This is a genomic window from Pseudomonas sp. (genome assembly GCF_030684895.1).
Taxonomy (GTDB): domain Bacteria; phylum Pseudomonadota; class Gammaproteobacteria; order Pseudomonadales; family Pseudomonadaceae; genus Aquipseudomonas.
Map to the genome: position 1 here is coordinate 55,326 of NZ_JAUXXP010000038.1, position 23,783 is coordinate 79,108.

Genomic DNA, 23,783 nt, shown 5'->3' on the forward strand with positions numbered 1-23,783 from the left:
TTGAACCGGGCGGCACAAGCCTTCAGTGAAGCCAATAAAGGACGGTTGTGCCCAGCAGCATGCTGGCCAACCCCAGCAGACGCAGCTGCCTGTCTGACAGCTGCGTCAGTTGTAAAAGCGTGTCACGCCAATGGCGCGGACACAGGAAGGGCAGGATGCCTTCCAGCACCAGCACGAGACACAACGCGATGCCTAATTCCTGCCACATGCTTCCCACAGACGCAAAAAAGCCGGGATTTTCCCGGCTGCCGCATGATACCACGTTTTCCACAAGGATCACCCCGGCGGCTGCCCGCCGGGGTGATGACTTAAGGCTTGGACTTCTCCAGATAGCGGAAGAAGTCGCTGCTCGGATCTAGCACCAGCACGTCACGCTTATCGGCGAAGCTCTCGCGATAAGCCCTCAGGCTGCGATAGAACGAGTAGAACTCCTGGTCCATGCCATAAGCCTTGGAATAGATCGCCGCGGCCTGGGCATCACCCTCACCGCGCAGCTCTTCAGCCTGACGGTAGGCATCGGCCAGCAACACACGGCGCTGACGGTCGGCGTCGGCGCGAATACCCTCGGCCAGCTCCTTACCCTTGGCGCGGTGCTCGCGAGCCTCACGCTCACGCTCGGAGCTCATGCGATCAAACACGCTGCGGTTGACTTCCTTCGGCAGGTCGATGGCCTTGACGCGCACGTCCACCACCTCGATGCCCAGCTCTTTCTGCGCAGCACGATTCAATGAGGCGGTCACATCTGCCATCAGCGCATCGCGCTCACCCGACACCGACTCATGCAAGGTGCGCTTACCGAACTGGTCACGCAGCGACGCCTCAAGGCGACGCGCCAAACGCTCGTCGGCAATCTGCTTCATACCGGAAGTCGCGGTGTAGAAACGCTCGGCGTCCAGCACTCGCCACTTGGCGAAGGCGTCAACCATCAGCGCTTTCTTTTCCAGCGTAAGGAAACGCGAGCTGGTGGAGTCCAGAGTCAGCAGACGCGCATCGAACTTACGCACCTGGTTAACGTACGGAATCTTCACATGCAGGCCCGGCTGCACGTCCGGCTGCACGATACGACCGAACTGCAACAGCACCGCACGCTCAGTCTGCGAGACGATATAGAAGCTGTTCCAGGCGACCAGCGCCAGCACCACGCCAACAATAAGGGCGATCAGCGATTTATTGCTCATCAACGGCTCTCCCTTGTACGCAGCTCAACCTGACGCGGATCGATGGTGACCCGCGAGCCGGCGTCTGCAGTACTCGCAGAGCCAGATATCGAGCTAGGCGCAGACGAGCTGCGACCATCAATCATCTTGTCCAGCGGCAGATAAAGCAGGTTGTTCTGCCCCTTGTCGCCCGTCACCAGCACCTTGCTGGTATTGGTCATCAGCTCTTGCATGGTATCCAGATACAGACGCTCGCGAGTGACCTCAGGCGCCTTGCGGTACTCGGTGACCAATGCAGTGAAGCGATCCGCCTCACCCTGTGCGCGAGAAACCACTTCATCACGGTAACCGTTGGCATCCTCAATCAGGCGCTGTGCCTGACCACGGGCTTCCGGCACCACGCCATTGGCGTAGGTTTCCGCCTGATTCTTCTCACGCTGCTCGTCTTCACGGGCGCGGATCACGTCGTCGAAGGCTTCCTGTACTTCGCGCGGCGCCGCCGCACTCTGCAGGTTGACCTGAGTAACCGTGATGCCGGTACGGTAGTTGTCGAGGAAACGCTGCAAGCGATCCTTGACCTCACTGGCCATCAGCTCACGACCTTCGGTCAGCACCTGATCCATCTCGGTGGAACCCACCACGTGACGCACGGCACTGTCAGTCGCATGCTGCAGACTGACTTCCGGCTGATCAACGTTGAGGACGAAATCCTGCAAGTTGCTGACCCGGTATTGCACGGTCAACGGCACTTCGATGATGTTCTCGTCCTCGGTCAACATCTGCCCCTGTTTGCTGTACGCACGCTCGCGGGTGACGTTTTCCTGGAACTTGCGATCAATCGGCGGGAAATAGATATTCAGGCCCGGACCGACTGTTTCGTAGTATTTGCCGAAGCGCAGCACCACGGCCTGCTCCTGCTCATCAACGACATAGATCGCGCTGTACAGCCAGACTGCAGCCAACAGCCCCAGGCCCACAAACAGCAAACCGAAGCCGCCGCCATTGCCCGAGCCAGTCTCGCTGCCTCGTTTCTTGCCGCCACCGAACAGCCCATTCAGGCTCTCCTGCAGCTTGCGGAAGGCCTCATCGATATCCGGCGGCCCCTTGCGATCACCGTTCTTACGGCCACCCCATGGATCCTGATTATTCGAGTTGCCACCCGGCTCATTCCAAGCCATAGCGCTCTCCATCTGATAAAGCAAAGACGCGCCCACGGCGCGCCCGCCAATGCTACAGAATGCATGCAACCAGCGGCAAAGTCGCTGATGCAGGCTTTATTGCAAAGTGTGTTGCTCGATAAATTCCTGCGGCTTCAGCCCTTCGCGACTGACCAGCCGATTCAGTTCGATTCGCGGCAAGCGCACGGACAGCAGACTGCTGCCGTCCTCGGTATGCGACTCGCTTTGTACCGCCCCCAAAGCAAAGAACTGCGCGCGCAAACGCCCCAGGCGCTGCGGCAACTGCAATGTCGCGACAAACAGGTCATTGCCCAACAGCTCGGCAATGGCCTGGCGCAGCAACGGCAAGCCACGTCCGTCACGTGCAGAGAGCCAGACCCGCTGCGGCTTGCCATCGGCATCGCGCTGAATCTGCGGCTCCACACCCTCGAGCAAATCGAGCTTGTTATACACCTCAAGCATCGGCAGTTCATGGGCACCAATCTCGCCCAGCACCGCCAACACCTGCTCAATCTGCTGATCGCGCTCAGGCTCGTGGGAGTCGATCACGTGCAGCAGCAGATCGGAATTGCTCGACTCCTCAAGCGTCGCACGGAAAGCCTCGACCAGCTTGTGCGGCAAATGCCGAATAAATCCCACGGTATCAGCCAGCACAATCGGCCCCAGATCATCCAGTTCCAGACGACGCAGGGTGGGATCGAGGGTGGCGAACAGCTGATCGGCCGCGTAAACGTCCGATGTGGTCAGGGTATTGAACAGGGTCGACTTGCCGGCGTTGGTGTAGCCCACCAATGACACCGAAGGGATATCCGCACGTTGGCGACCGCGCCGCGCCTGCTCACGCTGGCTGCGCACCTTTTCCAGCTTCTGCTTGATCTGGCGAATCCGCACGCGCAACAGGCGGCGGTCGGTTTCTAGCTGGGTTTCACCCGGGCCGCGCAGACCGATACCACCTTTCTGCCGTTCAAGGTGAGTCCAGCCACGTACCAGCCGCGTACTCATATGGTCGAGCTGGGCCAGCTCGACCTGCAGCTTGCCTTCATGGGTACGCGCGCGCTGAGCAAAAATGTCGAGGATCAGACCGGTACGGTCCAATACCCGACACTCGAAAGCACGCTCAAGGTTACGTTCCTGACTGGGCGTGAGGACGTGATTGAAGATAACCAGATCAGCCTCGACAGCCTTGACCTGATCACGCAGCTCTTCAACTTTGCCACTGCCGATCAGGTACTTGGCCGTCAGCCGATTGCTCGGAACACTGAGGAACGCGACAGTTTCAGCACCGGCCGAGATGGCCAGCTCCTGAAACTCCTGCGGGTCCTCGCGCGCCTCGGAATTTTGGCCGTCCAGATGTACCAGAATGGCCCGCTCTCCACCTTCATGGCGCTCGAAGAACAATGCAGCCTCCTAAATCAGGCGTTACCAGGCTCAGCTTCAGCTTGCTCGGTTTCGCTGGCGCTCGGCAGACGCACCGGACGGCTAGGCACTACAGTGGAAATGGCGTGTTTATAGACCATCTGGCTGACAGTGTTTTTCAGCAAAATCACGAACTGGTCGAAAGATTCGATTTGGCCTTGCAGCTTAATGCCGTTAACCAAATAAATAGAAACCGGGACGCGTTCCTTACGCAAGGTATTCAGGTAAGGGTCTTGTAGCGAATGCCCTTTTGACATGTGCCGCACTCCTTTAAGGATCAATTTTCAATAATTTTAGTAAACCAACAAACGGCTTAAAGCCGTCATACCCCCAAGGATAGACGGCCAACGGCAAGGTCTCAGGTCAATATGGAGACCGCTGCCAGGTATTTCAAGGCACGCGGCAGATTGTCGCAGTCGGCGCTATCGAGCCAGTGCACATCCTGCTGCCAACCACGTAACCAGGTGAACTGTCGCTTGGCCAGCTGGCGCGTGGCGATAATGCCGCGCTCCTGCATCTGTTCAGCGTCGAGGTTGCCGTCCAGATAATCCCAGACTTGGCGATAACCCACCGCCCGTATAGACGGTAGCCCAACGTGCAAGTCACTTCGCTGACGCAGGCGTTCGACCTCGGCAACCAGCCCCTGTTCCAACATCAAGCGAAATCGCAGGGCAATTCGCTCATGCAACAGCTGCCTTTGTGCCGGGGCAATGGCCAATTGCGCCACAGTATAGGGGAATTGCCGCGCTGCCGATGCGCCACCGGCAGTATTTTCTGTCGCCTGGCGCTGGCGATGAACGGTCATGCTCTGCCCGCTCAGATGATAGACCTCAAGGGCGCGAATCAAGCGCTGCGGGTCATTGGGATGGATACGCGCTGCCGACTCTGGATCGACCGCACGCAGCTCGCCATGCAGCACCTCCCAACCGTCGGCCTGGGCGCGCGCCTCCAGCTCGGCGCGCAGCGCTGCATCAGCACTGGGCATTTCCGCCAGGCCTTCAAGCAACGCTTTGAAATACAGCATGGTCCCGCCCACCAGCAACGGAATACGCCCGCGCGCGGTGATCTCGGCCATAGCGGCCAGGGCATCACGACGGAATTCTGCCGCCGAATAGCTCTCGACCGGGTCACGAATATCGATCAGTCGGTGAGGAAACTCGGCCAGCGTGGCTTTATCCGGCTTGGCCGTGCCGATGTCCATATCACGGTAAATCAGCGCGGAATCGACGCTGATCAGCTCGCACGGCAGCACCCGTGCCAGCTCGATGGCCAGATCGGTCTTGCCGGCCGCAGTTGGCCCCATCAGGAAAATCGCCGGAGGCAGGCGCTCGGACATGCTCAAAAATTCTCTTAGTGGCGCAGCGGCTAGCGGCCGCGCAGGAACAGCTTGTCCAGGTCATCCATGCCCATCTGCGTCCAAGTCGGCCGCCCATGGTTGCATTGACCGCTGCGCTCGGTGTGCTCCATATCGCGCAGCAAGGCGTTCATTTCCGGCAGGGTCAGGCGCCGGTTGGCGCGCACCGCGCCGTGGCAGGCCATGGTGCCGAGCAGCTCATTGAGGTGTGCCTGAATGCGGTCGGTAGTGCCGTATTCGAGCAGATCACCCAGCACATCCTGCACCAGCCGCGTGGCCTCAGCCTGCTTGAGCAACGCGGGAATCTGGCGGATCGCCAGGGTTTCCGGGCCCAGACGCTGCAGCTCAAAACCCAAACGCTGGAACCACTCGGCATGTTCTTCGGCGCAATCAGCCTCACGCTGACTCACGGCAATCGACTCCGGCACCAGCAGCGGCTGGCCGCGCAGGCCTTCACTGGCCATAGCCACCTTGAGCCGCTCATAGGTGATGCGTTCATGGGCTGCGTGCATATCCACCACCACCAGCCCCTGGACGTTCTCGGCAAGGATATAGATGCCCTTGAGCTGGGCGATGGCATAGCCCAGGGGCGGAATATCGCCCTGCGCATCCGGCAGGCCCGCCGGAGCCGGCGCAGTGGCCATCGGCGAGAAGAACTCACGATAGGCGCCCTGAGCTTCGGCGGCAGGCAAGGCAGCTTCCGGGCGAGCGCCCTGATAACCGGCGCCTGGCGAACGCCACACCGAGTTGTTGGGCGCGGGTTGCAGCAGGCTGGCCGCCAGGCCGATTTCACCCTGCGGACCAAACTCGCCGGCAGCCTGGCCGGTAGGACGCAGCATCTCGTTGACCGTTGCCGGAGCCGCCAGCTGATCTTCCGGGCGCACCTCGCCAAGCGCACGGTGCAGCGTGCCGTAGAGGAAGTCATGCACCATGCGCCCATCGCGGAAACGCACTTCGTGCTTAGTCGGGTGCACATTGACATCGACCACCGACGGGTCGATTTCCAGAAACAGCACAAAGGTCGGATGGCGGCCATTGAACAGCACATCGCGGTAAGCCTGGCGCACCGCGTGGGCAACCAGCTTGTCGCGCACCATACGTCCGTTTACATAGAAATACTGCAGGTCAGCCTGGCTCCGGGAAAAGGTCGGCAAGCCCACCCAGCCCCACAGGTGCAGGCCGTTGCGCTCGATGTCGATGGGCAGCGCCTGCTCGAGAAACGCCGGGCCACACACCGAAGCCACCCGTCGCGCACGGCTCTGCTCATCTGGTGCTTCGTGCAAGCCGAGCACGGTCTTGCCGTTGTGGCGCAGATGGAAGGCCACATCGAAGCGCGCCAGGGCCAGGCGCTTGATCACTTCCTGCAGGTGATCGAATTCGGTCTTTTCGGTCTTGAGAAACTTGCGCCGCGCCGGGGTGTTAAAAAACAGGTCGCGTACTTCCACCGAAGTGCCAACCGGATGCGCGGCGGGCTGCACCCGCGGCTGCATATCACGACCTTCGGTTTCCACCTGCCAGGCCTGCTCAGCACCTTCCGTGCGCGAAGTCAGGGTCAGGCGCGCCACAGAACTGATCGACGCCAGCGCCTCGCCGCGAAAGCCCAGACTCATCACCTGCTCAAGGTCTTCCAGTTCGCGAATCTTGCTGGTGGCGTGCCGGGCCAACGCCAGGGGCAGATCATCCGGGGAGATGCCGCTGCCATTGTCACGCACCTTGAGCAGCTTGACGCCGCCCTGCTCGACATCCACTTCGATGCGTTTGGCGCCGGAATCCAGGCTGTTTTCCAACAGTTCCTTGATCACCGAGGCCGGACGTTCGACCACCTCGCCGGCAGCAATCTGGTTCGCCAGCCGCGGGCTGAGCAGCTGAATGCGTGCGGTCTCTCTTACTGACGGCTCATGGCTGCTCATGGCTGCGCAGCCAGAGCAGTCGCTGGGATCTGCAAACGCTGACCGACCTTAATCACATCACTTGTCAGCGAATTGGCACTGCGCAGCACGACCAGGCTGACCTGGTAACGCTGGGCGATCAGCGCCAGGCTTTCGCCGGAGCTGACTACATGTTCGCGCGGGCCGAGGGTAATCTTGCCGTTATCTCGCAACCAGGCCACATGGGTGCCGGGTGGCGGATTTTCATGGAAGAACTGCCTTACGCCCGTGACAATCGAGCGCGCCAGGGCCTGCTGGTGACTGGCGCTGGACAGTTTGCGGGCTTCATTGGGATTGGAGATAAACCCAGTTTCCACCAGGATCGACGGAATATCCGGCGACTTCAGCACCATAAAGCCGGCCTGCTCCACCCGCCGCTTATGCAACGGAGTGACGCGGCCCATATGACCCAGCACCTTGTTGCCGACGTTCAGGCTGGACGACAGCGAGGCGGTCATCGACAGGTCGAGCAGCACCCCGGCAAGCATCTTGTCCTTGTCGTCCAGGCTGACATTGCCTGCGCCGCCGATCAGGTCCGACTGGTTTTCCGCATCCGCCAGCCAGCGCGCGGTTTCCGAAGTGGCACCACGATCTGACAGTGCATACACCGAGGCACCGAATGCCGCCGCTCGCGGCGCCGCATCGGCGTGGATGGAAACAAACAGGTCGGCGCCCTTCTTGCGGGCAATCTCGGTGCGTTTGCGCAGCGGGATAAAGTAGTCGCCGGTACGCACCAGCTCGGCGCGGAAGCCCTTTTCGGCATTGACCTGCCGCTGCAGCTCCTTGGCAATCGCCAGGGTCACATGCTTTTCATACTGGCCTTTGACCGGCGACAACGCCCCCGGGTCTTCGCCGCCATGGCCCGCATCGATGGCAATCACGATATCGCGCTTGCCATTGGGTATCGGCGTCAGCTTCGGCGGCGCCTGGGTTGGCGTTACCGGCACCTGCGGCGCAGTGGCCACGGTAGTGGCAGGCAGGCTAGGTGCGGCGCCGCTTTCCTGGTCAAACAGGTCGACGACCAGACGATGGCCGTACTGCTGATTGGGCGCCAGGGTAAAGCTCTTCGGCGTGACCGCCGCAGACAGATCGATGACCACACGCAGGTCATCCGGGGTGCGCTGCGCCGAGCGCACACCCGTGATCGGGGTGTTGCTCAGGGTCAGCTGGTCGAAATTGGTGGCCAGCTTGGCCCCGCTGACATCAATGACGATGCGATTGGGCGACGACAGCAGAAATACGCTGTGCTGCACCGGGCCGGACAGGTCAAACACCAGACGGGTGTTATCCGGCGCACGCCACAGCCGCACACTACGCACATCCGACGCGGCCATTACATCGGCGGCCAGGGCTACCAATGCCACTCCAAGTGCGATGAAACGCGCGCCTATGCGCATAGCCAACCCCATAATAAATTCATGCCCCGACGGCCAAAGTGGCGCACCAGGTGGTGCCACGTGCGCCCTGCGCCTGCAAACGCAGCGCCCGGCCAGCCCCATGCGGGCTAATGGTAATGTCCAGGTCAGCCTTTGGCAAAACGCCGGCGCCGCGCTGCGGCCACTCGACCAGACAAAGGGCATCACCTTCGAAGTAATCACGAATGCCGAGAAACTCCAGCTCCTCAGGATCGACCAGGCGGTAGAGGTCGAAGTGAAAGGCGCGCAAGGCGCCGACCTCATAGGGCTCTACCAGGGTAAAGGTCGGGCTTTTCACTGCGCCAACATGCCCCAGCCCGCGAATAATGCCGCGCGACAGGGTGGTTTTGCCGGCACCGAGATCGCCATGCAGATAGATCACACCAACGCCGCCGGTCGCCTCGGCGATACGCGCGCCCAGCGCCAGCATCGCCTCTTCATCGGCGGCAAACAGTTCTAATTCAGACACGCATGCTGCTCCTGCAACAATTGACGAATAACCGCACACAAATCACTGGCCGCCAGGCCACTGCCCTGCTGCGCCAGCTGCTCGCCAGCACAGGCATGCAGGTAGACCGCCAACTGAGCCGCCCCCAGCCCAGACAGCCCCTGGGCCAACAATGCACCGGTCAAACCTGCCAATACATCGCCCAAGCCGGCGCCGGCCATAACCGGATGGCCACGATCACACAGCCACAAGCCGCCATCAGGCGCAGCTATTAGGCTGCCCGCGCCTTTCAGCACGCACACCGCCTGATAGCGCTGCGCCAAGGCACGTGCCGCTGCTGGCCGATCGGCCTGCACCTCAGCCGTGCTGATACCCAGCAAACGCGCCGCCTCGCCGGGGTGCGGCGTAAGCACGGAGTCCGCCGGTAACTGGACCTGTGCTTGCGCCAACAGGTTCAGCGCATCGGCATCCCAGACCTGCACAGCGCGACTGACCGCAGCCGCCGATAACAGACTACGCCCCCAGGCGCCCTGCCCCAGACCTGGGCCAACCACCCAGACACTGGCATTGGCGCCCAGGGCCAGCAGCTGATTGGCCGAGGCCACGCCAGCGGCCATGACCTCAGGCAAGCGCGCCTGCGCTGCCGGCAGATGCTCACCGCGGGTCGCCAGGCTGACCAGCCCGGCACCGGCGCGCAGCGCGCTTTGCGCCGCCAGCAGACCAGCCCCGGCAAAACCACGGTCTCCGCCGACCACCAGCACATGGCCCAACTGGCCCTTGTGCACGTTGCGCGAACGCATCGGTAACTGCGGCAAACAGGCCGGCGTCAGGCGCTGTGCGGTAAAAGCCTGAGCAGCGACCAGGGCCGCATCGGCCTGCAGATCATCAAACTGCAACTCGCCTAGATAATCCGCCGATTGCCCGGTAAACAGCCCCAGCTTCAGACCGATCAGGGTCACCGTCAGTTGCGCACGCACGGCAACACCCAGCACCTGCCCCGTATCGGCACAGAGCCCGGACGGAATATCCACCGCCAGCACTGGCAAACCACTGACATTTAACAGGCGGATGGCCTGGGCATAGGGCTCGCGCACCGCACCCTGTAAGCCCGTGCCGAGCAGGGCATCAAGCACCACGCCGTGCAGCTCGGCGCACTCGCTCCAGGGTTGCACCGCAACACCAGCAGCAAGCGCATGGTCACGGGCCAAGGCGGCATCGCCCTGCAACTGCGCTGCATCGCCGACCGCCAGCACCTGCACCTGCCAGCCCGCGCGCAACGCCAGCGCCGCCACCAGGTAACCATCACCCGCATTGTTGCCGCGCCCGGCCAGCACCGTCAGCACACCTGTATCCGGCCAACGACGGCGCAGGGCACGCCAGATAGCATGCGCGGCGCGGCTCATCAGCTCGAAACCCGGCGTGCCAGCAGCGATCAATAGCGCATCCAGCTCGCGCACCTGGGCGGCGCTGTATAGCGGCAGAGGAAGATTGTCAGGCGAATGCAGCATGCGTTGGCTCCGATGTCTGGCAGAATTATACCCACCTGCGCCCCGGTTACCCGCCCTCATATGAACATAGACACCCTTGACCTTGCCGCCCTCGCCCAGTCGATCAAAGACTGGGGCCGCGAGCTGGGCTTTCAACAGGTCGGGATTGCCGGTGTGCAACTGGGCGAACACGAGGCGCACCTGCAACGCTGGCTGGACGCTGGTTACCAGGGCGAGATGGACTATATGGCCGCCCATGGCAGCAAACGCACCCACCCCGATGAACTGGTGCCCGGCACTCTACGCGTGGTGTCGCTGCGCATGGACTACCTGCCCGGCGACACGCAGATGGCCCAGCGCCTCGGCCAGCCGGAAAAAGCCTACGTGTCGCGCTACGCCCTGGGCCGCGATTACCACAAGCTGATCCGCAAGCGCTTGCAGCAGCTGGCCGAACGCATCCAGCAGCAGATCGGCCCGTTCGGCTACCGCGCCTTTGTCGACAGCGCGCCCGTGCTGGAAAAGGCCATCGCCGAACAGGCTGGGCTCGGCTGGATCGGCAAGAACACCCTGGTGCTTAACCGCAAGGCCGGCAGCTACTTCTTTCTCGGCGAGCTGTTTGTCGACCTGCCACTGCCGGTGGACCCACCCCACGCCAGCGAGCATTGCGGGCGCTGCACCGCCTGCATGGACATCTGCCCGACCGCCGCCTTTGTCGGCCCCTATGTGCTGGACGCGCGGCGCTGCATTTCCTACCTGACCATCGAGCTCAAGGGCTCAATTCCGGAAGAGCTGCGCGCACCGATCGGCAACCGGGTGTTCGGCTGCGACGACTGCCAGATGGTCTGCCCGTGGAACCGCTTTGCCAAACCCACCGAGCAGAGCGACTTCCAGCCGCGCCACAGCCTGGACAACGCTGAACTGGCCGAGCTGTTCTGCTGGAGCGAAGACGAATTTCTCAGCCGCACCGAGGGCTCACCGCTGCGCCGCGCCGGCTACGAGCGCTGGCTGCGCAACCTGGCCGTCGGCCTGGGCAACGCCCCCTCCAGCATTCCCGTGCTGGAAGCGCTCAAGGCGCGCCGCGAGCACCCATCCGAATTAGTACGCGAGCATGTCGAGTGGGCGCTGGCGCGTCATGGCCTGTAACGAATGCGGCTGTGCTCGCAGGTCGTAGGATGGGTGATAACCCATCAATTGGCTGATGGGTTATCACCCATCCTACGCATCTTTCTTTTACATAACAGCGTTCCCGCGTAGCGGGCTTTTGCCAGTGTCAGACTTTGAGAAAGTGTTGGCGGTAATGCTTCAGCTCAGCGATGGACTCACGGATATCATCCAGCGCCTGATGCGTACCCTGCTTCTGGAACGACTCCTTGACTTGCGGCGCCCACAAGCCGGCGAGAATTTTCAGGGTCGAGACATCCAGATAGCGGTAATGGAAGTAGGCCTCCAGGTTCTGCATGTACTTGTAGAGGAAGCGTCGGTCCTGGCCGATGCTGTTGCCGCAGATCGGTGACTTGCCCTTCGGCACCCACTGCTCCAGAAAGGCAATGGTCATGGCTTCCGCTTCGGCCGGGCCAATCTTGCTTTCACGTACGCGCTGGGTCAGACCGCTGCCACCGTGGGTACGAGTGTTCCATTCATCCATGCCGGCGAGCAGCTCATCACTCTGGTGCACGGCAATCACCGGGCCTTCGGCGAGGATGTTCAGGTCGCTGTCAGTGACGATGGTGGCCATCTCAATGATGACGTCCGTTTCGGGCTCCAGACCGGTCATTTCTAGGTCGATCCAGATAAGGTTCTGCGGGTTCTGCATGCTGCGCTCCTCGGCTAAGGCCGACAGTTTAACAGGCCGCCGAAAAACTACTGCGTTCGGCCGACAGCATTGCGCTCAAGCCGCGCCGCGCATGCGCCATAACAGCAGGCGAGACTTGCGCCAGTCGTGCAGTTCGATCTGCTGATCCGCCGTCTGCCCCGGCACCTCGAAGGTGTTGCTGATCAACAGACTGCCAGCGGGCATCTGCGCGCAGGCCTTGGCCCACAGCTCCGGCATCGGTGCAGGCGAAAGAAAGCAATACACCACATCAAACGCCGACAGGTCGCTGCGCCAGAGGTTTTCATAGCGGATCTGGCAATTGCCCTGGAACAAGGCGCGCAACCAGGCGATGGCAAAGGACAGCGGCGCGGTCTCCACCCCGACAAACTGCGCCTGCGGATAGTGGCGAGCCAAACTCAGCAGCGTGCCGGCCGGGCCACAGCCCAGATCAATAAAACGGAACTGCGCAGGCTGCTGGTCAAGCACCGCACGCAGATGCTGACGCGTGCCGGCAGCCGTCAGGTACAGTGGCACCCGCTCGCCAAAGCTGTTCCAGTTGAGCAGCAACAACAAGACAAAGCCGCCAAGAAACACCCAAGACGGCAGCGGCGCGCCACTGGCCAGCAACAGCGCCGGGACGAACAGCAGATTCAATCCGCACCACCAGCGCGACAGCCCCAGGTAACGCGCCAAAATGGCAGCCAGCAAGCCTTGCAACAGGCCGGTGGCCAGCCAGGTCGGCCGCCAGGGCGAGAGCTGAGCGGCCAGATACAACGCCAAACCGATCAGCAAGGTCGCAGCCAACTGGGCAAACAAGGCGAGCAGCGCCGGATAGTGGCGAACAACGCGCAACATGCAAATTCCTCAACCGTCCGACCGATGATGCGCCGCAGTTTAGCCGCGCCAGCAGCTCAATAGGCAGCCCGTGCTAGACTCGCGACCGTTTATTGCGTAATTCAACTCTCGGAAGACCCATGGCCAAACGCCAACTCAACCGCCGGCAAAACTGGCGTATCGAAAAAATCCAAGGCGAGCGTGCCGCCCGCGCCGCCAAGCGCGAGTCGCAGGCTGTACAAATTCTTGAAGGTGGCGACCTCGGCCCGGAACAGACCGGCCTGGTGATTGCTCACTTCGGCGTGCAGATCGAAGTTGAAGCCCTGGATGGCGAACTTGCCGGCCAGGTATTCCGTTGCCACCTGCGCGCCAACTTGCCGACCATGGTCACCGGTGATCAAGTAGTGTGGCGCGCCGGCAACCAGGGCATTGGCGTGATCGTCGCGCAGTTGCCGCGCAGCACCGAACTCTGCCGCCCGGACACCCGCGGCCAGCTCAAGCCAGTAGCGGCCAACGTCGACCTGATCGTGATCGTCTTCGCCCCGCTGCCCGAGCCCCACGCCAATCTGATCGACCGCTACCTGGTGGCGGCCGAACACGCCGGTATCCGCCCACTGCTGCTGCTGAACAAGACCGACCTGCTGGATGAGCAGAACGCCGTGGCCCTTAACCGCATGCTCGGCGTGTACCGCGAGCTGGGTTATCCGCTGCTGGAAGTGTCTGCCCATGGCGGCGACGGCATGCAGCAGTTGCAACAGCAACTCGATGGCCATGTCAGCGTGTTCGTCGGCCAGTCTGGGGTGGGCAAGTCGTCGCTGGTCAACAGCCTGTTGCCGGAAGTCGATACCCGCGTCGGCCCGCTTTCCGAGCTGACCGGCAAAGGCACCCACACCACCACCACCGCGCGGCTGTTCCACTTCCCCGGCGGCGGTGAGCTGATCGACTCCCCGGGGATTCGCGAATTCGGCCTGGTGCACGTCAGCCGTGATGATGTCGAAGCGGGCTTTATCGAGTTTCACGACCTGATCGGCCAATGCCGCTTCCGCGATTGCAAACACGACCGCGAGCCAGGTTGCGCCTTGCTCAAGGCCCTGGAAGATGGCCGCCTGCATCCGCAGCGCATGGCCAGTTACCGGCATATCCTGGCCAGCCTGCCAGAAGCCGAGTACTGAAAAATCGCCGGAGCGATTTTTAACATCGCGCCGCGACGGCCCGTAGGATGGCCGCCAGGGATGGCAGACCATCAACAAAAAAGGCCGCGACATGTCGCGGCCTTGTGCATTTAGCTGCAGCTCACTCAGCGGGCTGATCGAACTGCAGCACACCTTCCTCGAAGATATTCAAACGCTCGCGCAACTGTCCGCCGGGTAATGGATCGCCTGGCGCAGCGGGCGGTGCGACCGTGGGAGCGGGCGAGGGACTACCCGCATCAGCAGGCGGATCTGCCGCATCACTTTGCCCACCCTCGATGGCGCGCTGAGCCTTCTTGGTCAGCACCACAATGTCGATACGCCGGTTGACCGGATTGAGCGGCTTCTCCCGATCAAACAAGGCCGACGACGCGTAACCCACCACCCGCGCCACCTGCTCGTCGTCATAGCCCCCCGCAATCAGCACGCGCCGCGCCGCATTGGCGCGATCAGAAGACAACTCCCAGTTGCCATAGCCACCGCGGCCGACAAAGGGTGCAGCATCGGTATGACCACTGACACTGATCTTGTTTGGCACCGCCGAGATGGTGTCGGTCATGGCCAGCAGGATGTCCTCGAAGTACGGCTGCAAGCGCGCGCTGCCGGAGGCAAACATCGGTCGGTTCTCGGCATCCATGATCTGGATACGCAGGCCGTCCTGGGTGATCTCGAAAAGAATCTGATCCTTGAAATTCTGCAGCTGAGGGTTTTCCTCAACCTTGTTCTGCAATTCCTGCAGCAGCAATTCCAGGCGCTCACGCTCGACTTCTTCGGCTATCGACTCGGCCTGCAGCTTGTCCACATCCGCCTGCGCATCCTCGGCCGGGCTCTTTTCGTCCTGCGGTTCCGGGTTCAGGGTGCGATCAGGGGCCGGCGTCGGCGTGCCGCCCAAGTCAATCACATAGGGGCTGGCACTTTCCGAGAATCCCACAGGGTCCTGAAAGTAGCCGGAAATCAGCTTCTTCTGCTCAGGCGTCGCCACAGACATCAGCCACATCACCATAAAAAACGCCATCATCGCCGTGGCAAAATCGGCAAAGGCAATCTTCCAGGCGCCACCATGATGGCCGCCGGCAACCTTCTTGACCCGCTTAACGATAATCGGCTGGTTGTTTTCCATGCTATGCCTTAGCCCCCACGCATAGCCTGTTCAAGCTCGCTGAAACTCGGACGGTGCGCCGGGTAGAGCACCTTGCGGGAAAATTCGACCGCCAGCGACGGTGGCATACCTGAAGCAGAGGCTACCAACCCGGCTTTGATTGCCTCATAAACGTTCAGCTCTTCCTTGGCGTCATGCTCCAGTGAGCCGGCCAACGGACCGAAGAAACCATAAGACGCCAGAATCCCAAGGAAGGTACCCACCAGTGCAGTGCCGACCTTCTCGCCAATTTCCGCGTTGTCAGCCTCGGCAAGGATCGACATGGTAATCACGATACCCAGCACCGCTGCCACGATCCCCATGGCTGGCATACCGTCGGCAATCTTCGCAACAGCATGTGCCGGGTGCTCGAGTTCTTCCTTGAGGCTGGTGATTTCCATATCGAACAGGCCCTCAAGCTCGTGCGGGGCCATGTTGCCGGAGGACATGATGCGCAAGTAATCGCAGATGAAGGATGTCATCCGCTGATCCTTGAGAATACCGGGATATTTGCTGAATATCGGGCTGGCCGCGGGGTCTTCAACATCGGCCTCAATGGCCATCATGCCTTCGCGGCGGCTCTTGTTGAGAATCTCATAAAGCAGCTTAAGCACATCCAGATAGTAGTGGTGAGTGAAGCGCGAGCTGAACATGCTCAGCGATTTCTTAAACACCTGCATAAACATGCTGCCAGGGTTGGCCTGCAGAAATGCGCCCAAGGCAGCCCCACCAATGATCAACACTTCGAAGGGGTGGACCAACGCCATAAACTTACCGCCAGAGAGGATAAACCCCCCTAAAACGCTGGCGAGTACAACAATGATACCGATGATTTTTGCCATAGAAAGAGACTTGCCAGAGAGGGTAGAAAGGGGCTTTGCAAAACAACCCTTCTATTTATCGGAAGTTTTGCGCGAGACTATAGCCAGTTAAGGTCAAAAGCCAGCTTGTCTCAACCCGCATGCCAAAGCCCGTCCACTATCCGCGCACCCTGACAGACTGGCTCAAGCAGCTGGATAGCCAGCTATTGCCCGCCTCCATCGACAGTCAGCAGACGCTGCGCCGCGCCCTGGCAGATAGCAGCCGCTCGATGCGCGAGTTGGCAGATTTGATGCAGGGCTGCCCGGCGCTGGCGCTCAGTGTCTTGCGTGAAGCCAACCGCAAGAGCAGTGGGCTCAGCGAGCAAACCGAAAGTCTTGAAGCTGCGATTAGCCGCGTCGGCATTAAACGCACTGAAGACCTGCTCAATACCCTGCCCGCCCTCCCCGAGCAGCAATTGCCTAAAGCGCTGCGGCAAATCCAGCTGATCAGCCAGCATGCCAGCCAGCAGGCCAATGGTCTGTTTGCCGGCCGTCTGGCACGGCTGTGGCAGGAAGTGCATTGGGGTAGCCTGTTGTTTCTCGCGCCGATCTGGACCCTGCTCGCCGCCCACCCTGAGCTGTTCGAGGCCTGGGAACAGCGGGTGCTGGTCAAGGGCGAAGCAGCGAGCAAGGTGGAGCAGGAACTGCTGGGGGTACCGCTGCTGAAGCTGTGCCTGGCCCTGAGCGAGCAGTGGCATTTGCCGGAATGGGTCATTCAGGGCTATCGGTTGCTGGTTAGCGACCGCCGCTTACTGGTCAAGGCGCTGCATATCGCCCGCGACAATGAGCATCCACTGCACCAGCAACAGATCCTAGACGCCGACAGCAACCTGCGCCGCTGGCTGACTCAACCGGCCAACAGCATTCTGTTGGCCAACGGCCTGGCGCTGTCCGCACACTACGCCTGGAACAGCCCGCACAGCCTGCGCTGGCAGCGCCTAACCGGCTTATTCCTACAGTTGCCGCTCGATACCGTGCAGCAGTTGCTGCACCAAAACGCCGTCAGCAGCGCCCGACAGATGCCCGGCACCGACCTCTGGCACCCGGCCGAAGCGCTGCTCTGGCCGTGGCAGGCACGGCACCTGCAGGCCACAGCCGAACAGCCCAAGCCCGCAGTCGTCAGCGAGTGGCGTCAGCAATGCGCACAATTGCTCGCCCAGCCCAGCGCGTTTAGCAATGTGCTGCAGCTCACCGCCTGCGCCAATCAGGCAATCCAGGCCTGCGGCATGCAGCGCGTGCTGATCCTGCTCGCTGATCGTACCCATACCCGCCTGATGGCCCAGCAGCAGAGCGGCCTGGACAAAGCCACCGCCAGCCTCAGCCTGGACCCGCAGCACAGCCAGGTGCTACGCCGCCTGCTCAGCGCCCCTGCACAACTCAAACTGAGCCCGGCCAACATTGCGCAGTTTTCCGCCATGCTACCCGGCTCGCTGAAAAGCCTGTTCCCCAGCGAACACCTGCTGATTCGCTCCATCGCCAGCAACAACCGCGTGGTTATGCTGATCTTCGCCGACCAGGGCGGCCGACCGCTGAGCGATGCCAGCGTGCAGGGCTTCGGCAAAACCGTGCAATGCATTGAGCGTGCCCTGGCCAGCTTTGCCGGCCGCAGCCGCTAGGCTTTCCGCTACAATCCGTCCCTTTCCCGTCAAAAGAGCCCCGGCATGACCGCCTTCGCTGAGTTGCCCCTGCTGATCGAACCCGCGCAACTGGCCAGCCGCCTGAATGCGCCCGAACTGATCCTGATCGACCTGACCAGCAGCGCCCGCTACGCCGCCGGCCACATCCCTGGCGCGCGCTTTGTCGACCCCAAGCGCACCCAACTGGGCCAGCCGCCAGCACCTGGCCTGCTGCCGGAACAGGCGCAGCTTGAGCAGCTGTTCGGCGAGCTGGGACATAACCCCGACGCCGTCTACGTGGTGTATGACGATGAAGGCGGCGGCTGGGCCGGACGCTTTATCTGGCTGCTGGATGTGATTGGCCACGCGCGCTATCACTACCTCGACGGCGGCTTGCAGGCCTGGCTGGCAGAAGAGCGCGAGCTCAGCACCACAGTGCCAGATGCCGGCGCACAGGCGGTTGCACTGCAACTGGACAGCGCGCCGACCGCCACCCGCGAATACCTGCAAAGCCGCCTCGGAGCCGCCGACCTGGCGATCTGGGACGCCCGCGCGCCCAGCGAATACAGCGGTGAAAAAGCCCTGGCACAAAAAGCCGGGCACATTCCTGGCGCCCTCAACTTCGAATGGACTGCGGGCATGGACCCAGCCCGAGCACTGCGCATCCGCGAGGATATCCAGGCGCAGCTCAATAGCCTCGGCATCACCGCCGACAAGGAAATCATCACCCACTGCCAGACCCACCACCGCTCCGGCTTTACCTACCTGGTCGCCAAGCTGCTCGGCTACCCACGGGTAAAAGCCTACGCTGGCTCCTGGGGCGAGTGGGGCAACCACCCGGACACCCCGGTCGAGCGCTAAGCACCCGCAGACCGCCAGTCATTTTTAAGGAACGCCAATGAAAGATCGTCTGTTTATCCTCAGCCAGTACCTGCTGCCGCACCACCTGCTGTCGCGCCTGATCGGCTGCGCCGCCGAATGCCGCGCTGGCTGGTTCAAGAACCGCCTGATCGGCTGGTTCGCCAAGCAGTACCAGGTCAACATGAGCGAAGCCCAGGTCGAAGACCTGAGCGCCTTTGCCCACTTCAATGACTTCTTTACCCGCGCCCTGAAAGACGGCGCCCGCCCGCTCGACAGCACGCCTGGCGCGGTGCTCAGCCCCGCCGATGGCGCAGTCAGCCAGCTCGGCAAAATCGAACAAGGCCGGGTATTCCAGGCCAAGGGCCACAGTTTTAGCGTGATTGAGCTGCTGGGCGGCGACACTGAGCGCGCCGCGGCCTTTATGGGCGGCGACTTCGCCACCATCTACCTCTCACCCAAGGACTACCACCGCGTGCACATGCCGCTGGCCGGCACCCTGAAAGAGATGGTCTACGTGCCGGGCCGGCTGTTCTCGGTCAACCAGACCACGGCGGAAAACGTCCCTGAGCTGTTTGCCCGCAACGAGCGCGTGGTCTGCCTGTTCGATACCGAGCGCGGCCCGATGGCCGTGGTGCTGGTCGGCGCGATGATCGTGGCCTCGATCGAAACCGTCTGGGCGGGCCTGGTCACGCCGCCAAAACGCACCTTGAAAACATTCAGTTACGACGAAACGGCACGTGCGCCGATCATGCTGGAAAAAGGCGCAGAGCTTGGGCGCTTCAAGCTTGGCTCCACCGCCATCGTGCTGTTTGGCCCGGAACAGGTGCAGTGGGCCGCAGAATTGGCCGCCAACAGCCCAGTGCAGATGGGCCAGCGCCTCGCCGCACCACGCGGCTAGCCCACCAAGACTGGCACCGTCAGCCCATGCAGACGGTGCCGGAAGACTGGCCAGGGTGAACCTCCGACCACGAAAACCAGTCACAACAATGACTTCCAGATGATTTGTGTGCCGCGCCAACTTGGCAACCCAGCCAAGGACATGGCTGCGGGGCACGCGAGATGCTGCTAGAGTCGAAACATAATTTCTAGACTCACCTGCCTTGCCCGTGTGCTGTGGAGTATCCGATTTAGATGGATAAACAGAATTCTCACTTGCTACTGCGCGTTACAACGCCGGACAAGCAAAGCCTGTCATTCTGCGAAGCCAGTCCTCGTGATCTGAAAAAATGGGTCGAAGGCCTGCCCAAAGCTAATATTGGCGAAACCGCGCGCCAGCTGTATCAGGCCCTGGTCGAGCTCAATCAGCTGCTGACCCCCTCGGAAAATCGCCTGCAGCTGCTGGAAATCCTCCGCCCGGAAATCTATTTCGTCTGCAAGCAGCTGGAAAAGCACTTCCTTAACCAGGCCATCGTTCTTGATGAGCGGCCGCGCAAGGTTGCCAACCTCTGCCAGGCCCTGCAGAACCACCTGGCAATCGGCTACAAGCTGATCGTCGCCCGGCTGGCGGCCCAGCCAGGCCGCGAACGTCACCAACTGCTTGCCGTAGCCCTGCAGCGCGCCACCCACAGCCTGTGCGGCCCGCTGATTCGCGCCAGCCAGTTATACTGCCCGGTTCCGGAGGGGCTCTGGCTTGAGCTACACCAGCTGTACCAGATCGCCCTGGCGCGCGACCTGCACAAAACCATAATTCGTGACACCCAGGCCCTGCGCACCCAAGGCCTGAGTACTGAACAAAGTTATCTGGTCGCCCTGCTGCTCGGTTGCGCGCGCTGCAACCAGATGCGTCAGAGCGCTATTGCCCGCCTGGCCGAAGTACTTGAGCCCTGGAGCGCACTGGCCACCCTGCAAGCCGGCGACGCCCCCTCCAGCCTGTTTGCCATTGCGCCGCAGCTGGATGGCCCGCCGCGCTATATCTCGCTGTTTCAACAGAGCCAGTTGCACACCGCAGTCGGCATCGACCCCAGCCAACTGGTAGATGCGATCAAGGAGCACCTGCTGCTGCCGGCCGAGAACCTTGCACAATCACGCCTGACGGTGCCCGAAGGCTTCAGTCACGACATGCTGCAGCATCTGGCCGCGGCCTGGGGCGATATCGCCGAGCGTACCTTCCAGCGCAGCCAGGGCCAGGGCGCCTTGACTCTGTGCATCGGCATGAGCGCGCTGCATTTCTACCTGGCCGGCAAACGCCCATTCAACGAAGTGCTGCAGCTACCAGTGACAACCAATGCCGCAGTATTCAAAGCCGAAACCGGCGCACCGGATGTCTGGTCGAACGCCTTCGATGCACAGAAGAGCAACCAGTGGGAAAACGGCCTGCCCTTCGAAGAGATCCAGTACAACAAACCGGAAAAAATGGCTGGTAGCGCCGACAGCAATGCCGACAGCTACCCGGTATTCGAAGTGGCCATCGTCAATATCAGCCCCGGCGGCTACTGCCTGTCGTGGCCGAAAGACGTCCCCAGCCAACTCCAGGCCGGTGAACTGCTCGGCGTACAAGGCCTGCCGCAGCAAGGCTGGAGCATTGCCGTGGTGCGCTGGATTCGCCAGGTACGTGGCGGCGGCACACAGATGGGCATCGAACTGATCGCTCCGCACGCGCAAGCCTGCGGCCTGCAGCTGGTGCGCAAGGCCGAGCAGAACAGCCAGTACCTGCGCGCCCTGCTGCTGCCGGAAATCAGCGCCATCTCGCGGCCGGCCAGCCTGATTACTGCGCGCCTGCCGTTCCAGGAAGGCAACAAGGTCAGCATCAATCTGAATGGCAACGAACATCGCGCAGTACTCAGCCGCCGGCAAACCAGCACCGGCAGTTTCAACCAGTTCGAGTACCGCGGCGTCGAGCAGATCAGCAGTGAGCACGGGAAGCCTGTCACAGCGCCGAAAAGCCGCACGCCAGGCGGGGAGGAAGACTTTGACTCACTCTGGAAGTCGCTGTAGATTGCCGACGCACTCCCGTTTGTCGCCTTTTCGCGCCCGTTCGACGCAGATTTGATACCACACCATGGCCATTGAAAAAAAAACCATACGGCTACTGATACTCGAAGACTCGCAGAACGAGGCCGAGCGCCTGGTCAGCCTGTTCCGTAATGCGGGGCGGGCAACCCGCGTGCATCGCCTGAGTTCCAGCGATGACCTCAACGAGGCCCTGCAACAAAGCTGGGATCTGCTGATCTGCGCACCGAGCAGCGAACAGCTGGCGCCGAGTGAAGCGATTGGCGCGATCCGACGCCAGGCCAAGGATATTCCGGTTATCCAGCTGCTCGCCGACAACGATTCCGACAGCATCACCGAAGCGCTGATGCTCGGCGCCCAGGACGCATTGCCGCAGGGCGAAGACGAGCGCCTGGTACTGGTGGCCAAGCGCGAGCTGGCCAACCTGGAAGAACGCCGCGCGCGCCGCGCCTGCGAGGTGGCGCTGCGTGAAGCGGAAAAACGCTGCCAACTACTGCTCGACAGCTCCGTTGATGCCATCACCTATGTGCACGACGGCATGCACATCTACGCCAACCGCGCCTATCTGGAGCTGTTTGCCTACGAAGATGCCGACGAGCTGGAAGGTATGCCGATGATCGACCTGATCGGCAGCAGCGACCAATCCAGCTTCAAGGACTTCCTGAAGAATTATCAAAGTGCCGAAGGCAGCGCTGAACTCAACTGCGCCGGAATCAAGGCCAACGGCCAGAGCTTCCCGGCACAGATGAGCTTCTCCCCGGCCACCTACGATGGCGAACCCTGCATCCAGGTGGTGATTCGCGCCGAAACGGGTAACGCCGAACTGGAAGAAAAGCTGCGCGAGATCAGCAGCCAGGACCTGGTCACCGGCCTGTTCAACCGCACTCACTTCCTCGAACTGATGGACAGCGCCGCCGAGCGCGCAGTGAATGCCGGACAGCCGTCCAGCCTCGCCTACATCCGCGTTGACCGTTACGCCAGCCTGCTCGCCGATATCGGCCTGGCCGGCATCGACATTCTGCTGACCGATCTGGCCAACCTGCTGCGCGCGCACTTCAGCGCTGACGCGCAACTGGCGCGTTTCGGCGATGACGTATTTGCTGTGCTGCAACCCGGCGTCAGCCCGGAAAGTACTCGCGAGCAGCTGAGCAGCCTGCTGAAAAAAGTCGAAGGTCATCTGTTCGACGTCAGCGGCCGCACCGTGCAAAGCACGCTGTCGATTGGCGTGGCCGGGCTCAACGAGAAAACCGCCAAGGCCCAGGAAGTGGTCGACCGCGCCCATCGCTGCGCCGACGAGCTGAGCGATGGCAACGCGATCAAGCTGTTCAACCCGGCCGATGAGCTGGCCGCCGCTGCGAGCCGCGGCAATATCGTCGCGATGATCCAGCAGGCGCTGGAGAAGAACAGCTTCCGCCTGCTGTTCCAGCCGATCATCAGCCTGCGCGGCGACAGCTTTGAACACTATGAAGCGCTGCTGCGCCTGATCGGCCCACAAGGCGAGGAAATTCCGCCGACCGAACTGTTCAACGCGGCGAAAGATGCCGGACTTGCCGAGAAGATCGATCGCTGGGTGATCCTCAACTCGATCAAACTGCTCGCCGACCATCGCAGCAAAGGCCATAACACCCGCCTGTTCGTACACCTGTCGACCGCCAGCGTGCAGGATCAGACCCTGCTGCCGTGGCTCAGCGTGGCACTGAAAGCCGCACGTCTGCCGTCAGACTCGCTGGTGTTCCAGTTCAGCGAGCCGGATGCGATTGCCTACCTGAAGCAGGCCAAGGCCATCACCCAGGGCCTCAACGAACTGCACTGCAAAACCGCGCTAACTCAATTCGGCTGCTCGCTGAATCCGTTCAACACACTCAAGCACCTGCAGATCGACTTCGTCAAAGTTGACAGCTCCTTCTCCCAGGACCTGAGCAAGACGGAAAACCAGGAAGCGCTGAAAACCTTGCTGGCCAGCCTGCACTCCCAGGCCAAGCTGACCATCGTGCCCTTCGTCGAGAGCGCCAGCGTGCTGGCCACTCTCTGGCAGGCCGGGGTCAACTACATTCAGGGACATTACCTGCAGGGCCCGAGCCAGTCGATGGACTACGACTTCTCGGCCGGCGACGAATAAGACTGTGTAGATACAACTAA

At 61.7% G+C, this 23,783-nt stretch carries 21 protein-coding genes; 7 read left to right on the top strand and 14 right to left on the bottom strand.

Annotation, left to right across the window (positions count from 1 at the left end; translation table 11 throughout):
* Window positions 1–22: 22 nt before the first annotated feature.
* From Q8M42_RS07430 to Q8M42_RS07475, 10 genes are all read right to left on the bottom strand, one after another.
* Window positions 23–208: a DUF2065 domain-containing protein gene (locus tag Q8M42_RS07430; RefSeq protein ID WP_160016276.1), complete on the bottom strand. Its 186-nt coding sequence runs from the start codon at window positions 206–208 to the stop codon at window positions 23–25.
* Window positions 209–308: 100 nt separating this feature from the next.
* Window positions 309–1,178 carry a protease modulator HflC gene (gene hflC / locus Q8M42_RS07435; RefSeq protein ID WP_160013032.1) on the bottom strand — a complete coding sequence of 290 codons (870 nt, stop codon included), beginning with the start codon at window positions 1,176–1,178 and terminating at the stop codon, window positions 309–311.
* Window positions 1,178–2,335: an FtsH protease activity modulator HflK gene (hflK, locus tag Q8M42_RS07440; RefSeq protein ID WP_304864125.1), complete on the bottom strand. Its 1,158-nt coding sequence runs from the start codon at window positions 2,333–2,335 to the stop codon at window positions 1,178–1,180. Before hflK ends, hflC begins: the two co-directional genes overlap by 1 nt.
* Window positions 2,336–2,431: 96 nt before the next feature.
* The gene (gene hflX / locus Q8M42_RS07445) at window positions 2,432–3,733 is read right to left on the bottom strand and encodes a ribosome rescue GTPase HflX (protein ID WP_304864122.1); all 1,302 of its coding nucleotides are present in this window, start codon (window positions 3,731–3,733) and stop codon (window positions 2,432–2,434) included.
* A gap of 14 nt (window positions 3,734–3,747) precedes the next feature.
* Window positions 3,748–4,008 carry an RNA chaperone Hfq gene (gene hfq, locus Q8M42_RS07450; protein WP_090249679.1) on the bottom strand — a complete coding sequence of 87 codons (261 nt, stop codon included), beginning with the start codon at window positions 4,006–4,008 and terminating at the stop codon, window positions 3,748–3,750.
* A 101-nt stretch (window positions 4,009–4,109) separates the two neighbouring features.
* Entirely contained in the window at window positions 4,110–5,087 is a 978-nt protein-coding gene (miaA, locus tag Q8M42_RS07455) for a tRNA (adenosine(37)-N6)-dimethylallyltransferase MiaA (protein WP_304864117.1), read from the bottom strand.
* Window positions 5,088–5,116: 29 nt separating this feature from the next.
* Complete coding sequence (gene mutL, locus Q8M42_RS07460) at window positions 5,117–7,015, bottom strand: DNA mismatch repair endonuclease MutL (protein WP_304864115.1); 1,899 nt, start codon at window positions 7,013–7,015, stop codon at window positions 5,117–5,119.
* Window positions 7,012–8,430, bottom strand: a complete 1,419-nt coding sequence (locus Q8M42_RS07465; protein WP_304864112.1) for an N-acetylmuramoyl-L-alanine amidase — start codon at window positions 8,428–8,430, stop codon at window positions 7,012–7,014. The genes mutL and Q8M42_RS07465 overlap by 4 nt, the downstream gene beginning before the upstream one ends.
* A 19-nt stretch (window positions 8,431–8,449) precedes the next feature.
* Complete coding sequence (tsaE, locus tag Q8M42_RS07470; protein WP_304864110.1) at window positions 8,450–8,917, bottom strand: tRNA (adenosine(37)-N6)-threonylcarbamoyltransferase complex ATPase subunit type 1 TsaE; 468 nt, start codon at window positions 8,915–8,917, stop codon at window positions 8,450–8,452.
* Window positions 8,905–10,404 carry an NAD(P)H-hydrate dehydratase gene (locus tag Q8M42_RS07475; protein ID WP_304864107.1) on the bottom strand — a complete coding sequence of 500 codons (1,500 nt, stop codon included), beginning with the start codon at window positions 10,402–10,404 and terminating at the stop codon, window positions 8,905–8,907. The genes tsaE and Q8M42_RS07475 overlap by 13 nt, the downstream gene beginning before the upstream one ends.
* A gap of 60 nt (window positions 10,405–10,464) precedes the next feature.
* Here Q8M42_RS07475 and queG point away from each other — a divergent pair, with 60 nt between their 5' ends.
* The gene (queG, locus tag Q8M42_RS07480; protein WP_304864105.1) at window positions 10,465–11,526 is read left to right on the top strand and encodes a tRNA epoxyqueuosine(34) reductase QueG; all 1,062 of its coding nucleotides are present in this window, start codon (window positions 10,465–10,467) and stop codon (window positions 11,524–11,526) included.
* A 127-nt stretch (window positions 11,527–11,653) separates the two neighbouring features.
* Here the strand turns inward: queG and orn are convergent, their stop codons facing one another.
* Window positions 11,654–12,196 carry an oligoribonuclease gene (gene orn, locus Q8M42_RS07485; RefSeq protein WP_304864103.1) on the bottom strand — a complete coding sequence of 181 codons (543 nt, stop codon included), beginning with the start codon at window positions 12,194–12,196 and terminating at the stop codon, window positions 11,654–11,656.
* Between the two features lie 75 nt (window positions 12,197–12,271).
* Window positions 12,272–13,051 carry a class I SAM-dependent methyltransferase gene (locus tag Q8M42_RS07490; protein WP_304864101.1) on the bottom strand — a complete coding sequence of 260 codons (780 nt, stop codon included), beginning with the start codon at window positions 13,049–13,051 and terminating at the stop codon, window positions 12,272–12,274.
* Window positions 13,052–13,170: 119 nt separating this feature from the next.
* Between Q8M42_RS07490 and rsgA the strand changes: the two genes are divergently transcribed.
* The gene (rsgA, locus tag Q8M42_RS07495; protein WP_275960543.1) at window positions 13,171–14,202 is read left to right on the top strand and encodes a small ribosomal subunit biogenesis GTPase RsgA; all 1,032 of its coding nucleotides are present in this window, start codon (window positions 13,171–13,173) and stop codon (window positions 14,200–14,202) included.
* 121 nt (window positions 14,203–14,323) lie between these two features.
* Here the strand turns inward: rsgA and motB are convergent, their stop codons facing one another.
* Window positions 14,324–15,340 carry a flagellar motor protein MotB gene (gene motB / locus Q8M42_RS07500; protein ID WP_304864099.1) on the bottom strand — a complete coding sequence of 339 codons (1,017 nt, stop codon included), beginning with the start codon at window positions 15,338–15,340 and terminating at the stop codon, window positions 14,324–14,326.
* Between the two features lie 8 nt (window positions 15,341–15,348).
* Window positions 15,349–16,200, bottom strand: coding sequence for a flagellar motor stator protein MotA (gene motA, locus Q8M42_RS07505; RefSeq protein WP_304864098.1), 852 nt, complete (start codon window positions 16,198–16,200; stop codon window positions 15,349–15,351).
* A gap of 119 nt (window positions 16,201–16,319) precedes the next feature.
* Here motA and Q8M42_RS07510 point away from each other — a divergent pair, with 119 nt between their 5' ends.
* The 5 genes from Q8M42_RS07510 to Q8M42_RS07530 all read left to right on the top strand — a co-directional run bounded on the left by Q8M42_RS07510 (window position 16,320) and on the right by Q8M42_RS07530 (window position 23,763).
* On the top strand, window positions 16,320–17,834 hold the full coding sequence (locus Q8M42_RS07510) for an HDOD domain-containing protein (RefSeq protein ID WP_304864097.1): 1,515 nt from the start codon (window positions 16,320–16,322) through the stop codon (window positions 17,832–17,834).
* 45 nt (window positions 17,835–17,879) lie between these two features.
* Complete coding sequence (locus Q8M42_RS07515; RefSeq protein WP_304864096.1) at window positions 17,880–18,695, top strand: rhodanese-like domain-containing protein; 816 nt, start codon at window positions 17,880–17,882, stop codon at window positions 18,693–18,695.
* A gap of 37 nt (window positions 18,696–18,732) precedes the next feature.
* On the top strand, window positions 18,733–19,593 hold the full coding sequence (asd, locus tag Q8M42_RS07520; RefSeq protein WP_304864094.1) for an archaetidylserine decarboxylase: 861 nt from the start codon (window positions 18,733–18,735) through the stop codon (window positions 19,591–19,593).
* Between the two features lie 233 nt (window positions 19,594–19,826).
* Window positions 19,827–21,629 carry a molecular chaperone gene (locus Q8M42_RS07525; protein WP_304864093.1) on the top strand — a complete coding sequence of 601 codons (1,803 nt, stop codon included), beginning with the start codon at window positions 19,827–19,829 and terminating at the stop codon, window positions 21,627–21,629.
* 64 nt (window positions 21,630–21,693) lie between these two features.
* Window positions 21,694–23,763 carry an EAL domain-containing protein gene (locus tag Q8M42_RS07530; RefSeq protein ID WP_304864092.1) on the top strand — a complete coding sequence of 690 codons (2,070 nt, stop codon included), beginning with the start codon at window positions 21,694–21,696 and terminating at the stop codon, window positions 23,761–23,763.
* The last annotated feature ends 20 nt before the right edge of the window (window positions 23,764–23,783 follow it).